Origin of the sequence: Bradyrhizobium elkanii USDA 76, assembly GCF_023278185.1 — a bacterium.
GTDB classification, from domain to species: Bacteria; Pseudomonadota; Alphaproteobacteria; order Rhizobiales; family Xanthobacteraceae; genus Bradyrhizobium; species Bradyrhizobium elkanii.
In genome coordinates this window covers 2,851,921-2,864,663 of sequence record NZ_CP066356.1, presented here as the reverse complement: position 1 = coordinate 2,864,663, position 12,743 = coordinate 2,851,921, and the positions used below count along the sequence as shown (strand labels likewise).

The 12,743-nt window shown below is 65.2% G+C and carries 18 protein-coding genes; 14 read left to right on the top strand and 4 right to left on the bottom strand.

The genetic code is table 11. The annotated features are described in order from the left end of the window. Positions 1-176 precede the first annotated feature (176 nt). A complete protein-coding gene (locus JEY66_RS13665) occupies positions 177-572 on the top strand; it encodes a hypothetical protein (RefSeq protein ID WP_018273047.1) in 396 nt (131 codons plus the stop codon). 91 nt (positions 573-663) lie between these two features. Here JEY66_RS13665 and JEY66_RS13660 read toward each other — a convergent pair whose 3' ends face one another. Then, positions 664-2,334 carry a flavin-containing monooxygenase gene (locus tag JEY66_RS13660; protein WP_016840906.1) on the bottom strand — a complete coding sequence of 557 codons (1,671 nt, stop codon included), beginning with the start codon at positions 2,332-2,334 and terminating at the stop codon, positions 664-666. 153 nt (positions 2,335-2,487) lie between these two features. On the opposite strand from JEY66_RS13660, the gene JEY66_RS13655 reads away from it, so the two are divergent. Both JEY66_RS13655 and JEY66_RS13650 read left to right on the top strand, forming a co-directional pair. Continuing rightward, positions 2,488-2,883, top strand: coding sequence for a hypothetical protein (locus tag JEY66_RS13655; protein ID WP_016840905.1), 396 nt, complete (start codon positions 2,488-2,490; stop codon positions 2,881-2,883). 134 nt (positions 2,884-3,017) lie between these two features. Beyond that, positions 3,018-3,539, top strand: a complete 522-nt coding sequence (locus JEY66_RS13650; RefSeq protein WP_016840904.1) for a mismatch-specific DNA-glycosylase — start codon at positions 3,018-3,020, stop codon at positions 3,537-3,539. Positions 3,540-3,564: 25 nt separating this feature from the next. On the opposite strand, the gene JEY66_RS13645 is transcribed toward JEY66_RS13650, so the two are convergent. After that, positions 3,565-3,999 carry a lipid-binding SYLF domain-containing protein gene (locus tag JEY66_RS13645; protein WP_016840903.1) on the bottom strand — a complete coding sequence of 145 codons (435 nt, stop codon included), beginning with the start codon at positions 3,997-3,999 and terminating at the stop codon, positions 3,565-3,567. Positions 4,000-4,205: 206 nt separating this feature from the next. Between JEY66_RS13645 and JEY66_RS13640 the strand changes: the two genes are divergently transcribed. The 3 genes from JEY66_RS13640 to JEY66_RS13630 are packed head-to-tail and all read left to right on the top strand — an operon-like array spanning position 4,206 to position 5,513. Continuing rightward, positions 4,206-4,631 carry a YeeE/YedE family protein gene (locus JEY66_RS13640; RefSeq protein ID WP_018273048.1) on the top strand — a complete coding sequence of 142 codons (426 nt, stop codon included), beginning with the start codon at positions 4,206-4,208 and terminating at the stop codon, positions 4,629-4,631. A 2-nt stretch (positions 4,632-4,633) separates the two neighbouring features. Then, positions 4,634-5,113, top strand: coding sequence for a DUF6691 family protein (locus tag JEY66_RS13635; RefSeq protein ID WP_016848216.1), 480 nt, complete (start codon positions 4,634-4,636; stop codon positions 5,111-5,113). Positions 5,114-5,117: 4 nt separating this feature from the next. Next, entirely contained in the window at positions 5,118-5,513 is a 396-nt protein-coding gene (locus JEY66_RS13630) for a RidA family protein (RefSeq protein ID WP_016848215.1), read from the top strand. A 266-nt stretch (positions 5,514-5,779) separates the two neighbouring features. Here the strand turns inward: JEY66_RS13630 and JEY66_RS13625 are convergent, their stop codons facing one another. Then, positions 5,780-6,541, bottom strand: coding sequence for an SOS response-associated peptidase (locus JEY66_RS13625; protein WP_016848213.1), 762 nt, complete (start codon positions 6,539-6,541; stop codon positions 5,780-5,782). Positions 6,542-6,603: 62 nt separating this feature from the next. On the opposite strand from JEY66_RS13625, the gene JEY66_RS13620 reads away from it, so the two are divergent. From JEY66_RS13620 to JEY66_RS13600, 5 genes are all read left to right on the top strand, one after another. Further along, positions 6,604-7,104 carry a hypothetical protein gene (locus JEY66_RS13620; protein ID WP_016848212.1) on the top strand — a complete coding sequence of 167 codons (501 nt, stop codon included), beginning with the start codon at positions 6,604-6,606 and terminating at the stop codon, positions 7,102-7,104. A 42-nt stretch (positions 7,105-7,146) separates the two neighbouring features. Further along, a complete protein-coding gene (locus tag JEY66_RS13615; RefSeq protein WP_016848211.1) occupies positions 7,147-7,566 on the top strand; it encodes an NUDIX hydrolase in 420 nt (139 codons plus the stop codon). A gap of 84 nt (positions 7,567-7,650) precedes the next feature. Continuing rightward, the gene (locus tag JEY66_RS13610; protein WP_016848210.1) at positions 7,651-8,028 is read left to right on the top strand and encodes a TIGR02301 family protein; all 378 of its coding nucleotides are present in this window, start codon (positions 7,651-7,653) and stop codon (positions 8,026-8,028) included. Next, entirely contained in the window at positions 8,018-8,674 is a 657-nt protein-coding gene (locus JEY66_RS13605) for an HAD family hydrolase (protein ID WP_016848208.1), read from the top strand. The genes JEY66_RS13610 and JEY66_RS13605 overlap by 11 nt, the downstream gene beginning before the upstream one ends. 156 nt (positions 8,675-8,830) lie before the next feature. Then, positions 8,831-9,097: a hypothetical protein gene (locus tag JEY66_RS13600; protein WP_016848207.1), complete on the top strand. Its 267-nt coding sequence runs from the start codon at positions 8,831-8,833 to the stop codon at positions 9,095-9,097. 65 nt (positions 9,098-9,162) lie between these two features. On the opposite strand, the gene JEY66_RS13595 is transcribed toward JEY66_RS13600, so the two are convergent. Beyond that, positions 9,163-10,497, bottom strand: a complete 1,335-nt coding sequence (locus JEY66_RS13595; protein ID WP_018273049.1) for a dihydroorotase — start codon at positions 10,495-10,497, stop codon at positions 9,163-9,165. Between the two features lie 128 nt (positions 10,498-10,625). On the opposite strand from JEY66_RS13595, the gene ygfZ reads away from it, so the two are divergent. Genes ygfZ through JEY66_RS13580 form a run of 3 tightly spaced genes read left to right on the top strand, consistent with a single transcriptional unit; the run spans position 10,626 to position 12,738 of the window. Beyond that, the gene (ygfZ, locus tag JEY66_RS13590; protein WP_016844260.1) at positions 10,626-11,507 is read left to right on the top strand and encodes a CAF17-like 4Fe-4S cluster assembly/insertion protein YgfZ; all 882 of its coding nucleotides are present in this window, start codon (positions 10,626-10,628) and stop codon (positions 11,505-11,507) included. Continuing rightward, positions 11,504-12,130: a DNA-3-methyladenine glycosylase I gene (locus tag JEY66_RS13585; protein ID WP_016844261.1), complete on the top strand. Its 627-nt coding sequence runs from the start codon at positions 11,504-11,506 to the stop codon at positions 12,128-12,130. Before ygfZ ends, JEY66_RS13585 begins: the two co-directional genes overlap by 4 nt. Next, complete coding sequence (locus JEY66_RS13580) at positions 12,127-12,738, top strand: YfbR-like 5'-deoxynucleotidase (protein WP_016844262.1); 612 nt, start codon at positions 12,127-12,129, stop codon at positions 12,736-12,738. The genes JEY66_RS13585 and JEY66_RS13580 overlap by 4 nt, the downstream gene beginning before the upstream one ends. Positions 12,739-12,743 lie beyond the last annotated feature (5 nt).

Sequence of the window (12,743 nt, the reverse complement as noted above, 5' to 3'; positions counted from 1 at the left end):
CCATTGACTTGGATCAACGAAAAATCCGCGATCTCATCGCTTGCTATGACGCTCAAAAGCGATAAAGGTCGCGTCGGGGATATTACCCCTGCCCTCAAATAGACGATTGAGCGCCAATTCCACATTCGCTTCGCAGAGGGTCCAGTAGCTTAGTGACCATTTAATTGGAGAGTTTCATGAGAACCTTCAATGCAGTGCTATTCATACTTCTCGTTGCACAAGCGGCCTCGACTCAGGCTGCGGATTTGAACGGAGCCTGGACGATCGACGCCTCGGCTTGCAACCAGGTCTTCACCAAGGAGAACAACAAGCTCGCGTTCAGGAAAGATGCCGATTTCAACGCGGGTGGCTTGATCGTCCAGGGCAAGCAAATCACCGGCACGTTTCAAAAATGCACTGTTAAATCGTTGCATGATGACGGGCAGAATGTCCGCGTGATTGCGGCGTGCTCGGACGGCGTCGCGGTTTCGGACGTGGCATTCGACATAAAGCTCTCTGGAGAGAACAAGATCATACTCAGCTCAAAGGAACCGGTGCCGGTGGAGACGCCGTATGTTCGCTGCTCGATGTGATAGCGGTGCCGACAGCCTGAGAGCAACGCGGATGATCGGCTAGCGAAGGTCCGACGCCGCGCTTTGCGTGGACCCGTCGGCTAACCCTACCCTATGACGCCGTCGCGCCAACGGTCGCTTGCGCGCCACCCCGCGCCCCCACCCCAAACTCAATCTCCCGATACCCCTCCGCCGCCACCCCGTTGATGATCCCCAAAAACTTCGGCGTACCGCCGTTGTAGACGAAGTAGCGCACGGTGCCCTCCTCGTGGCCGGCGACGTTGGAGTTGTAGCCGGTGAACCACGACTTGGCTTTGCGCATCAGCATGATCTCGTACATCTTGACGACATGCGCGGTCCAGCGCTGCTGCGCCTCCAGCGTGGCGTCGGCGCGGGTGAGGCCGCGGTCCCACATGTATTGCAGCAGATTGGTGCACCAGTTGACGCCGTTCTCGATGCCGCGCGGGAAGTTCGTCGACGCGGAGGCGCTTTGCGGGCCGGTCGGCATCAACAGGTTCGGGAAGCCGTGCACGAGCATGCCGAGGAAGGTCGACGGCGCGTGCTTCCATTTGTCGGCGAGGCGCTCGCCGCCGATGCCCCTGATATCGATCAGGTCGTAGGCGCCGGTGATGGCGTCGAAGCCGGTGGCGTAGACGATGATATCGAAGTCGTAGTCGCGCGCCGTGGTGCGCAGGCCTTTCTCGGTGACGCGGACCAGCGGCGTCTCGGAGAGATCGACGAGCTGCACGTTGTCGCGATTGTACGCCTCGAAATACCGGGTCTCCAGCGGCAGGCGCTGCACGCCGAAGCCGTGATCCCGCGGAATCAGCTTCTCGGCGACATCGGGATCGTTCACGCGTTGGCGGATGCGGCCCGCGATATATTCCGAGAGCTCGGCATTGGCGGCTTCATCCATGAAGATCTCGCGGAAGTTCGCGAGCCAGATGCCGAAGCCGGGCTCGTCGTAGAGCTTGTCCCACAGGTTGAGGCGCTCCTCGCGGCTCACCTCGTAGAAGCCGCGCTTGTCGGGGCCATGGACAAAACTGCCCGGCGTCAGCGCGCAGGCAGCAAAAATCTCGTCATAGCGGGCGCGGATGTCGGCCATCTCCTGGTCGGAGATCGCGGAGTTGTTGAGCGGCGCGCTCCAGTTCGGCCGGCGCTGAAACACCGTGAGCTCGCCGACCTTGTCGGCGATCTCGCCGATCAATTGGATGCCGGTCGCGCCGGTACCGATCACCGCGACCTTCTTGCCGGCGAGATCGACCGGCTCATGCGGCCAGTAGTAGGTGTGGAACGAACGGCCCTTGAAGTCATCGATGCCGGGCACGCGCGGCATGGTCGGCGCCGACAGCAGCCCGATCGCGAGCACCACGAAGCGGCAGGTCAGTTCGCGGCCGTCACCGATCCTCAATTGCCAGAGATCGCGCGTCTCGTCGAACTGCATGGTCTCGACCTTGCAATTGAACTGCATGTGCTTGCGCAGGTCGAACTTGTCGGCGACGTAGTTGAGGTAGCGCAAATTCTCCGGCTGGCCGGAGAAGCGCTCCTTCCAGTGCCATTCGTCGAGCAGTTCGCGCGAGAACGAGAAGCCGTAGGTGTAGCTCTCGGAATCGAAGCGGCAGCCCGGATAGCGGTTCCAGTACCAGGTGCCGCCGAGATCGGGCGCGGCTTCGAGCACGGTGGCGTCGATGCCGAGATCGGCCAGCCGCTTGATCTGGTAGATGCCCGCGACGCCGGCGCCGACCACGATCACCTCATAATGGGTTTTCGCCTCTCCCGTCATGTCCGCTCCGAATTCTTCTTGATCTGTTTGGCTGGATTACAGACCCTTTTGCACCTGCAGGCAACCGCGCGCGAGCGGGCGCGACTTGCGTTGAGGCGCTGCCTGCACCACATCGATCACTGCAATTCACCAAACGCAGTCCGGGCAAGCGACATGACCGACAATCTCACCGGCGTCTGGGACGGCAGCTATGTTCAGCCGAGCGGCATGGTCACGTTCCTGGCGACGCTGATCGACGCCGGCGGCGCGCTCGGCGGCAGCGTGACCGAACCTTGCGTGACGCCGGGCTGTCCGATCAGCACGCACAACGCCTCGCTCGCGGGCCATCGCTCCGGCAGCGCTGTTACGTTCGTCAAACGCTACGAGCCGCCGGGCTACGGCTATGACACCGTGCACTATGAAGGCGCGGTCAATGCCGACGCGACCGAGATCGACGGCCGCTGGAGCATCCGCGGCACGGCGTTCTCGGGCACGTTCCTGATGGTGCGCGCGACCGGACCGTCGCAAGCGGTCACGACGGAAGAAAAGATCAAGGAGCCGGTACGCTAGCCCGTGACGAAGTTTGGTTGAATGGGTCTTGCGGAGAGAGCCGCCACCCCAGCCCTCCCCGCGGAGAGGGAGCGCAGCTCGTTCGCGGCTGCTACTCAACTCTGTCTCATCAATGCTCTATTGGCCCTTCCGAGATGCCCGATCACAACCGCCACCGCCTCCCCGACCAGCTCCGCGCCAATCTGCGCCTGGTGTTCGTCGGCACCGCGGCGAGCACGCGGTCAGCCGCCGTCGGGCACTACTATGCGCATCCTGGCAACCGGTTCTGGCGCGCGCTGCATGAGGCCGGCATCACGCCGCGACGCTATCGGCCGGACGAATTCGCCGCGCTGCTCGCGCTCGGCATCGGCTTCACCGATCTCTCCAAGACCGGCGCCGGGATGGATCACGAAATCAGCAGGCAGTCGTTCGACGTCGTCGGCTTCAGGGCGAAGATCGCGACCTACCGGCCGAAGACTGTCGCCTTCACCAGCAGGAAGGCGGCGAGCCTGTTTTACAGCAGGCCGACCACCGCGCTCGTGCCCGGCCGGCAGCCATCAATGAACGGCTTTCCCGAAGTGTTCGTGCTGCCGTCGCCATCAGGCGCGGCCTCGGGGCATTGGACCTTAAAGCCGTGGCGCGAGCTCGCCGAGTGGATCACGGAATCGGATGGGTAGAGCCCGCGGACGAAGCCCGCGCCCCCTACTCCTTCAACGTGATCGCAAGCCCGCTGAGGTCGACATTGGCCATCAGGCCGACCTGCTTGCCGCTCAGCTCGAGCACCGCGCCGTTCGGGTTGGTCAAGAGGATGCCGCGCACGCCGGCGCCGAGCGCAACGCCCATGCCCGCCGCGGCATAGACGCCGTTGATGTCCTGCGGACGGCGGATATTGCGCACCCGGCCCTGCAACGTGGTCTGCGAGCCGCCGAACACGAGGCCATAGTCCAGCCCGCCGGCCGTGAGCCCGTAGGTCTGGCCGTGGAAGGTCATGACGCCCTTGCCGGCGGAGCCGCCGAACACCCAGCCGCCCTTGAAGATCACGAGCGTCACCGCGCCCTCGTCAGCCAGGGCGGCGGACGTTCCGGTGAGCATCGCCAGCGCGAGCAGCGCGGCGCGGGCGACGGATGGCAATCTCATGGGAGTTCTCCGGACGAAGTGAGAGCGAATCGCGGCAACCCAACCGACCGGCGGCACCACTGAAATGCCGCGAAACATGCGGGATTGCGCTTGTTCCTGATGGCGCGGAGTCTATCATCGCCTCCGCAGCCGCGCGACCACTGGCGCATGCGCGCCCACCGCTTTGCCGGTTCGCTGAGGAGTTTGCGCAACAGGGATCTGCATCGATGCACGATTTCACCCCACTTTCCGGCCTTGCCGGCGGCGCGCTGATCGGGCTTGCCGCCGCGCTCTTGATGCTGCTGACCGGGCGAATCGCCGGGGTCACCGGCATCGTCGGCGGCGCGCTGCAGGCCGATACCGCCGACCGCGCCTGGCGCATTGCGTTCATCGCGGGACTGATCGGAGCGCCCCTGATTGCGGCGCTGTTCGGCGCGCCGCTGCCGCGGCCGGCGATCAACGCGAGCCTTGTGGTGGTCGCGATCGCGGGACTGCTGGTCGGGTTCGGGACAAGGATGGGCAATGGCTGCACCTCGGGCCACGGCGTCTGCGGCTTTGCGCGGCTGTCCGGCCGCTCGATCGTGGCAACATGCATCTTCATGCTGACGGCGATCGCAACGGTCGCATTCGTCAGGCACGGGATCGGAGGCTAGCGATGGCACCTCTCGTAAGCTTTATTTGCGGCCTGATCTTCGGCGCGGGGCTTCTGATCTCCGGCATGACCGATCCGCAGAAGGTGCTCGGCTTCCTCGATCTGTTCGGCGCGTGGGACGCGACGCTCGCCTTCGTGATGGCGGGCGCGGTTGCGGTCGCAGCAACCGGCTTTGCGATCGCGCGGCGGCGCACGACACCCGCCTTCTCGGCGCGCTTCCTCTGGCCCGACCGCAACGACATCGATGCGCCGCTGGTTGCCGGCGCGGTGCTGTTCGGCATCGGCTGGGGCCTCGTCGGCATCTGCCCCGGGCCGGCACTGGTCAATCTCGCCGGCCTCTCGCTGCCGATCGTGGTCTACGTCGTCGCGATGCTCGCAGGCATGATCGGCCAGAATCTCTTCGGCAGGAACCTTTGGCGCCGGCGTGCAGCGGCGCCGCGCGCCATCGAAACTTCTCCCCTTCCATCTCGCGCAGACGGGTGACCCAATGACTGAAAAGACCGCAATCAAGCACTTCCCTCCTCCGCCCGGCATCCAGGCGCCGCCACTCTCGTTCGGCGCCCGCGTCGGCGATTTGTTGTTCATCTCCGGCATTCCCGGCTTTGACGCCAATCGCGAGCTGCCCGACGGCTTCGAGGCGCAATTCGCCAATGTCGTGACCAATTTCAAGCGCGTGCTGAATGAAGCGGGCGCGACGATGCGCGATCTCGTCAAGGTCAACGTGCTGCTGACGCGCGCCAGCGACGTCGCGACGATGAACGCGCTGTATGCCGGCGCGTTCGGCCCCGCGCCCTACCCCGCGCGCACCACCTGCGTGGTGATGGCGCTGCCCAATCCGAAGATGCTGATCGAGATCGAGGGCGTGGCGTCGGTGAAGGGGTGATCTCTGGCTCTGTCATGCCGGAGCGTGCCACTTGGCGCGAGCCCTCAGGTGCGCAATTGCGCACCGGTTGAATCGAGGTCCATCTTCATCGTCGTCCTGGCGAAGGCCAGGACCCATTACCCCAAATCTCAATTGTCGCGCGACGCTGGGGCCGCGTTCCCGTTCACAAGCAAATTCGGTGGTTATGGGTCCTGGCCTTCGCCAGGACGACGATGGGGAGAGAGCTGACGCAAATCCGCGCTGCATCACGCCGGTTCAGTGAGCCCTCAAAACAACGATCCCTGCCCGTCGTCCTCGCGCATAGTCGGCTTTCTTGGCGCGGCCTTCTTCTGCTGCGGCGCGTCCTCCGCGGCGATCTCCTCCGCGGTCATCGGCAGCAGCAATTGCGCATCGTCGTTGGCGACGGCGTTGACGCGCATCGTCACCTGGTGCCAGGCGAACTCGCCGACCTCGGGGCCCTTCAGCATCGGCATCACGTCGTCGACATCGTTCGGCAGGCAGTCGAGCCAGCGCGCGAATTGCTCGGGCCTGATCGTGACCGGCACGCGGTGATGCAGCTGCGCGAGGTCGGGGCTCGCGGGCGCGGTGACGATCGCAACCGTGTCCTGCTCCTCGCCGTTCGGTCCCATCCAGGTCTCGGCGAGCGCGGCGAAGGCGAGCGGATGGCCGTCGCGGCGATGGATGAAGAACGGCCGCTTGCGGCCGCCGGCGTCCTGCCATTCGTAGTAGCCGTCGGCCGGGATCAGCGCGCGGCGCCGCTTGATCGCGTTCTTGAATGCGGGCTTCTCGCGCACCGTCTCGGAGCGCGCGTTGATCAGGAGCGAGAAGGTCCTGGGGTCCTTGACCCAGGACGGGATCAGGCCCCAGCGCATCAATTGAAAATGCCGGCCGCCATTCTGCAGCAGCACCACCGGGATCGGCTGGGTCGGCGCAACATTATACCGCGGCGGAAAATTCGGCTGCTCGATATAGCCGAACATTTCGCGCAAGGCCGCCGGCGGCGAGGTAATGACAAAGCGTCCGCACATTTGCCGTCCAGAGTGGTATCCGTTTATTCTGCCTTAACTTGGACCGTTAAAGACTGCGATCAATGACCTCAACGGCCGCCATAGCGGGCTCTTCCCCGCGACCGACGTATCCCGACGAGGCGCGGGCGGCGCTGTTGCGCGCCGCCAACATCAATCCCCGCACCGGGCTTGCCACCGACTACCTCAATCACTTCAACGAAGCCATCATGCTGCTGGAGATGGTTCCGGACCTGCCGGAATGCGCCAGCGATTTCCTCGAATGGCAGCCGCTGTCCTATGCCGAGCATTTCACCGCGTCCAATTTCCGGGCACGCGATCTCGCGATCGAGGCCTATGAGACCGCGGATACCGCAATCCGGGCCGAATTCGACCAGCTCACCGACAGCATGACGAAGATCCTGACCGAGGTCGGGGTGGCGATGCGGCAATTGCAGCAGGACAAGAGTCGGGTCGCGCTCGCCGAGCAGGCGATCGTCTGGGTCAAGCCGCTGGTGATGCTGACCGCCGGTATCATCAACGGCGCCGCAGAGGCCGATGTCGACAGCATCATGGCGGGCGCCTGAGATATCGGGCATGATGGCCTTCACAACCGGCTGCCAATCACCTTGACCTCTCCCGAACCTCCGATCCGCCCGCAGCTCGCCGTGTCCGGCGTGATTTTCCGTGACGGCAAGGTGCTGCTGGTGCGCCGCGCCCGCTCGCCGGGCAAGGGCTTCTATTCGCTGCCCGGCGGCCGGGTCGAGTTCGGCGAGACGCTGCACACCGCCCTGCACCGGGAGATCGACGAGGAGACCGGCCTGAAGGTCGAGATCCTCGGCCTCGCCGGCTGGCGCGAGGTGCTGCCGGCCGGCCCCGGAGGCGGGCACTATCTGATCATGACCTTCGCCGCGCGCTGGGCATCCCGCGAGCCTCACCTGAACGACGAGCACGACGATTTCAAATGGCTGGCGCCGGAGGAGATCGGCGACCTCAAGGTCACCGGCGGCCTGCATGAGGTCATTGCGGCCGCCCGGCGGCTGGTTTGAGGCCGTTTTGGCGGCTTTGGCGGATCCTGCCGCCTTGCCTCGGGCGCATTGAGGGGGCATACCACCGCCATTCCGGAACCCCTGATGATCAGAGCCTTTCTCGCCGTTGTGATCCTGATGTCGGCATGCCTTTTGACGCCCGCCCGGGCGCAGGACGCGGCTGCGCCGTTCGACGGCGATTTGCAGCGGCTGGCCGAGATCCTCGGCGCCCTGCACTATCTGCGCGGCATCTGCGGCTCCAACGAGGGCGCCAAATGGCGCAACGAGATGCAGGCGCTGATCGATGCCGAGACCCCCTCCGGCGACCGCCGCGCCCGCATGATCGCGGGCTTCAACCGCGGCTACAACGGCTTCCAGCAGACCTACCGGACCTGCACGCCCGCGGCCACCGTGGCGATCCGCCGCTACATCGAGGAGGGCTCGAAAATCTCCCGCGACCTGACGGCCCGCTATGCCAACTGAACGGGCCATCTTCTTCGACCTCGACGGCACCCTGACCGACCCGAAGCCCGGCATCACCGGCTCGATCCAGTACGCGCTGGAAAAGCTCGGCCGTCCGGTTCCCTCGCAGGATGACCTGACCTGGTGCATCGGGCCGCCCTTGCGGGCGAGCTTTGCGATGCTGCTCGGCGGCGAGGAGCTCGCCGACCGCGCGGTCGCGCTGTACCGCGAAAGATTCGGCGATGTCGGGCTGTTCGAGAACGCGGTCTATCCCGATATCGCGGAGGTTCTGGCGGCGCTGCGCCAGCGGCCGGGCCAGATGTTCGTGGCGACCTCGAAGCCGCATGTGTTCGCGACGCGGATCATCGCGCATTTCGGCCTCGGCGGCTATTTCGACCACGTGTTCGGCTCGGAGTTCGACGGAACCCGGGTCAACAAGGTCGACCTGCTCGCCTATGCGCTGGCGCAGACCGGGGCCGATCCGGCCGAATCCCTGATGATCGGCGATCGCAGCCACGACGTGATCGGGGCGAATCGAAACGGCATCCGGGCGGTCGGCGTCACCTATGGCTACGGCACGCCGGAGGAGCTGACTGAGGCCGGCGCCAGCCATCTGTGCGCCACGCCGCGCGCGGTGCTGGACCATATCCACAGCTCATTCGGCTGATCGCGGCCCGGCTATCCGGAATTCCCCTTTAAATGCCGGGTTGGCCGTTAACCTTTTCGAAAGATGTGGGCTAGGCGGTACCCGCATGCGTGATACATCTCGCACGTCGCAGTGGTTCGCTCCTCGGACCGCGCGCAGTCAATTTTGCAGAGTTTCATGCGCCATCCAGCGTCCTTCCCCCATCACCAAGACCCGCGACCCGACCACGAGCAGAAGCAGGCCGCGCTGGGCTACCTGAACGAGGCCTGGGCTGAAGCACGTCACGACGGCGTCGATGGCGACTGCCTCGCGCAGGCGAGCCTGTTCGCGGCGCTGGCCGAGCTCGTCGGCACCTATGGCGAGGACGCGGTGGCGACATTCGCCGAGGGCCTCGCCGCGCGCGTGCGCAACGGCGAGTTCTCGCTGGCATTGGCCAAGCAGTAAAACGATAGCGTTTTCGAGCGAAGTGGGCCGCCGGTTCGCGTCAAGAAAACGCGTCAAACGCGAACCTACTGCTTCAGCGTCTCGAGGAACCGGACCGGTTCACCGGTGGACGGTGTCGTGACTTCGCCCTGCCACATCACCCGCCTGCCGCGCACGAAGGTGCCGACCGGCCAGCCCTGCACCCGCACGCCGTCATAGGGCGTCCAGGCGGCGCGCGAGGCGATCCATTTGTTGGTGATGGTCTCGCTGCGCTTCAGATCGACGATGGTGAAGTCGGCATCGTAACCCGCCGCGATGCGACCCTTGCAGGCGATGTTGAACAGGCGCGCGGGCCCCGCGCTGGTGAGATCGACGAAGCGCTGTAGCGACAGCCGCCCGGCATTGACGTGATCGAGCATCAGCGGCACCAGCGTCTGCACGCCGGTCATGCCCGACGGCGAGGCCGGATAGCTCTTGGCCTTCTCCTCCAGCGTATGCGGCGCGTGGTCCGAGCCGAGCACGTCGATGATGCCCTGCTCGATGCCGTACCAGATGCCGGCGCGATGATCGGCCGAGCGCACCGGCGGGTTCATCTGGGCCAGCGTGCCGAGCCGCTCGTAGCACTCCGGCGCGGCCATGGTGAGATGGTGCGGCGTCGCCTCGCAGGACGCGACATCCTTGTGGTCGCGCAGGTACAGAATCTCTTCCTTGGTCGAGATGTGCAGCACGTGGATGCGCTTGCCGGTCTCACGCGCCAGATTGACCAGGCGCTCGGTCGCCATCAGCGCCGCGGTCTCGTCACGCCACACCGGATGCGAGCGCGAATCGCCCTCGATCCGCCGCGGCTTGCGCTCGTTGAGGCGATATTCGTCCTCGGCATGGAACGCGGCGCGGCGCCGGATCACCTGGAAGATCCGGCGCAAGCTTTCGTCGTCCTCGACCAGCAGAGCGCCGGTGGAGGAGCCGATGAACACCTTGACGCCGGCGCAGCCCGGCGCGCGCTCGAGCTCCGGCAGGTCCTGCACGTTCTCGCGGGTGCCGCCGATGAAGAACGCGAAATCGCAATGCATGCGATGGCGGCCGCGCTTGATCTTGTCGGTGAACGCCTCTTCGGTGACCGTCAGCGGATTGGTGTTCGGCATCTCGAACACGGCGGTGACCCCGCCCATCACGGCGCTGCGCGAGCCGGTCTCGAGGTCTTCCTTCTGGGTCAACCCGGGCTCGCGGAAATGCACCTGGGTGTCCATCACGCCGGGCAGGATGTGCAGGCCCTTGCAGTCGATCACCTCGCCGGCCGAAGCCTGACCGAGCGAGCCGATCGCGGCGATGCGGCCGCCCGCGATACCGATATCGCGCACGCCCTCGCCGTCCTGATTGACCACGGTGCCGGATTTTAGAATGGTGTCAAAATGCTGATTCATCGGTCCTCGACGCCCGCTTTCGGCTGTCGCCCGGGCCTTGTTCGGCGCACTCTAGCGCCTTAGCTTGGCAGGGGATATCGCGGCCTGCGCGTTTCCCAAGGAACTTGGAAAAAGAGCCAATTTTGCGAATGAAAGCAGCGTTTCTTCCAGATCGGGGCGTAGTCAAGGTCTCCGGCGAGGACGCCCGCAACTTCCTCAACGGCCTCATCACCGCCGACATCGCCGAGTTGCGCGCGGGACAGGCCCGGTTTGGCGCGCTGCTGACGCCGCAGGGCAAGATCATCGTCGATTTCCTGATCACCGAGATACCTGCCGGCCATGGTGGCGGCTTCCTGATCGACGCGCCGCGCGCGCTCGCCAAGGGCCTCGCCGACAAGCTCGGCTTCTACAAGCTGCGCGCCAAGGTCGTGGTCGAGAACCTTTCCGACAGCCTCGGTGTGCTGGCAGCCTGGGATGGCGAGCCGGTGGCGACACCGGATCTCGCGTTCGCCGATCCGCGCACCCCCACGCTCGGCTGGCGCATCCTGATCCCGGAAGATTTGAAGCAGAAGCTCGCTGAGCTGATCGGCGCCGATCTCGTCGACCCTGGCGCCTATGAGGCCCATCGGATCGCCACCGGCGTGCCGCGCGGCGGGCTCGACTTCATGTATGGCGACGCCTTCCCGCACGAGACCAATATGGATCGCCTGAGCGGCGTCGATTTCGACAAGGGCTGCTATGTCGGCCAGGAGGTGGTGTCGCGCATGCAGCACCGCGGCACGGCGCGCACTCGCACGGTGAAGATCATTCTCGATGGCCCCGCGCCAGAGGCTGGCGCAACGATCCTGGCCGGCGACAAGCAGGTCGGCACCATCGGCTCGACCGCCGGCGAGAAGGGTCTCGCGCTGGTGCGCATCGACCGCGTCGCCGACGCGCTCGACGCTGGCCTCGCGCTGACCGCGGGCGGGCTGTCGCTTCACCTCGCCGAACCTGACGCCGTCCGCATCACACCCAAGCAGACCGTCGCATGAGCCGTACCGCGCAACTGCACCCCGACGGCAAGACACGCTGCCCCTGGCCGGGCGAGGATGCGTTCTACGTCGCCTATCACGACAATGAATGGGGCGTGCCGGAATATGATGACCGCGCACTCTATGAAAAGCTGATCCTCGACGGCTTCCAGGCCGGCCTGTCCTGGATCACGATCCTGCGCAAGCGCGAGAATTTCCGCAAAGCCTTCGACGATTTCCAGCCCGAGAAGATCGCGCGCTACAACGACAAGAAGGTGCACGCGCTGATGAATGACGCCGGCATCGTCCGCAACCGCGCCAAGATCGAAGGCGCGGTGGCGAGTGCGAAGGGTTATCTGGAGATCATGGAGAAAGGCCCGGGCTTCTCGAAATTCCTCTGGGACTTCGTCGACGGCAAGCCGAAGGTCAATCAATTCAAGACCACCGCGAGTGTGCCGGCCTCGACGCCGGTCTCGATCAAGGTCTCCAAGGAGCTCGGCGCGCGCGGCTTCAAATTCGTCGGCCCCACCATCGTCTACGCCTTCATGCAGGCGACCGGCATGGTCAACGACCACCTCGTCACCTGCTTCTGCCACGAAGCCTGCAGCGGCAAGCTCCGCACGCCGCGGCTCAAGAAAAAATGACGGCGCGCAAATCGACGGAGGCAACCCGCGCCTGGCAGCGGATGTTGTCCGGACGCCGGCTGGACCTGCTCGATCCGTCACCGCTCGATATCGAGATCGTCGACATCGCGCACGGGCTGGCGCGGGTCGCGCGCTGGAACGGCCAGACCAGCGGCGCGCACATCTTCTCGGTGGCGCAGCATACGTTGCTGGTCGAGGCGGTGATGCGCCAGCAGATGCCACGCGTCGATATCAGCCATCGTCTCGCCGCACTGCTGCATGACGCACCCGAATATGTCATCGGCGACATGATCTCGCCGTTCAAGGCGGTGCTGTCAGGCGAATACAAGACGGTGGAGAAGCGGCTGTTGTCGGCGATCCATGTCCGCTTCGGCCTGCCCGCGGTGCTGGCGGACGAGATCACCCAGCAGATCAAGGCCGCCGATCGCGGCGCCGCGTATCTGGAGGCGACGCATCTGGCGGGATTTTCGCAAGCCGAGGCCAAGCGGCTGTTCGGCCGCGATCCGGAACTGCCCGAAGCGACCGAACGCGACTATCTGACGCCGTGGACCGCAGCGCGGGCCGAAAAGCAGTTTCTCGAGCGCTTCAAGGCATTGCACGCGTCATAGGAGCG

Excerpts from the sequence above, each read along its gene's own strand:
- JEY66_RS13665 (WP_018273047.1), top strand. The coding sequence starts at position 177 with ATGAGAACCTTCAATGCAGTGCTATTCATACTTCTCGTTGCACAAGCG.
- JEY66_RS13660 (WP_016840906.1), bottom strand. The coding sequence starts at position 2,334 with ATGACGGGAGAGGCGAAAACCCATTATGAGGTGATCGTGGTCGGCGCC.
- JEY66_RS13655 (WP_016840905.1), top strand. The coding sequence starts at position 2,488 with ATGACCGACAATCTCACCGGCGTCTGGGACGGCAGCTATGTTCAGCCG.
- JEY66_RS13650 (WP_016840904.1), top strand. The coding sequence starts at position 3,018 with ATGCCCGATCACAACCGCCACCGCCTCCCCGACCAGCTCCGCGCCAAT.
- JEY66_RS13645 (WP_016840903.1), bottom strand. The coding sequence starts at position 3,999 with ATGAGATTGCCATCCGTCGCCCGCGCCGCGCTGCTCGCGCTGGCGATG.
- JEY66_RS13640 (WP_018273048.1), top strand. The coding sequence starts at position 4,206 with ATGCACGATTTCACCCCACTTTCCGGCCTTGCCGGCGGCGCGCTGATC.
- JEY66_RS13635 (WP_016848216.1), top strand. The coding sequence starts at position 4,634 with ATGGCACCTCTCGTAAGCTTTATTTGCGGCCTGATCTTCGGCGCGGGG.
- JEY66_RS13630 (WP_016848215.1), top strand. The coding sequence starts at position 5,118 with ATGACTGAAAAGACCGCAATCAAGCACTTCCCTCCTCCGCCCGGCATC.
- JEY66_RS13625 (WP_016848213.1), bottom strand. The coding sequence starts at position 6,541 with ATGTGCGGACGCTTTGTCATTACCTCGCCGCCGGCGGCCTTGCGCGAA.
- JEY66_RS13620 (WP_016848212.1), top strand. The coding sequence starts at position 6,604 with ATGACCTCAACGGCCGCCATAGCGGGCTCTTCCCCGCGACCGACGTAT.
- JEY66_RS13610 (WP_016848210.1), top strand. The coding sequence starts at position 7,651 with ATGATCAGAGCCTTTCTCGCCGTTGTGATCCTGATGTCGGCATGCCTT.
- JEY66_RS13605 (WP_016848208.1), top strand. The coding sequence starts at position 8,018 with ATGCCAACTGAACGGGCCATCTTCTTCGACCTCGACGGCACCCTGACC.
- JEY66_RS13600 (WP_016848207.1), top strand. The coding sequence starts at position 8,831 with ATGCGCCATCCAGCGTCCTTCCCCCATCACCAAGACCCGCGACCCGAC.
- JEY66_RS13595 (WP_018273049.1), bottom strand. The coding sequence starts at position 10,497 with ATGAATCAGCATTTTGACACCATTCTAAAATCCGGCACCGTGGTCAAT.
- ygfZ (WP_016844260.1), top strand. The coding sequence starts at position 10,626 with ATGAAAGCAGCGTTTCTTCCAGATCGGGGCGTAGTCAAGGTCTCCGGC.
- JEY66_RS13585 (WP_016844261.1), top strand. The coding sequence starts at position 11,504 with ATGAGCCGTACCGCGCAACTGCACCCCGACGGCAAGACACGCTGCCCC.
- JEY66_RS13580 (WP_016844262.1), top strand. The coding sequence starts at position 12,127 with ATGACGGCGCGCAAATCGACGGAGGCAACCCGCGCCTGGCAGCGGATG.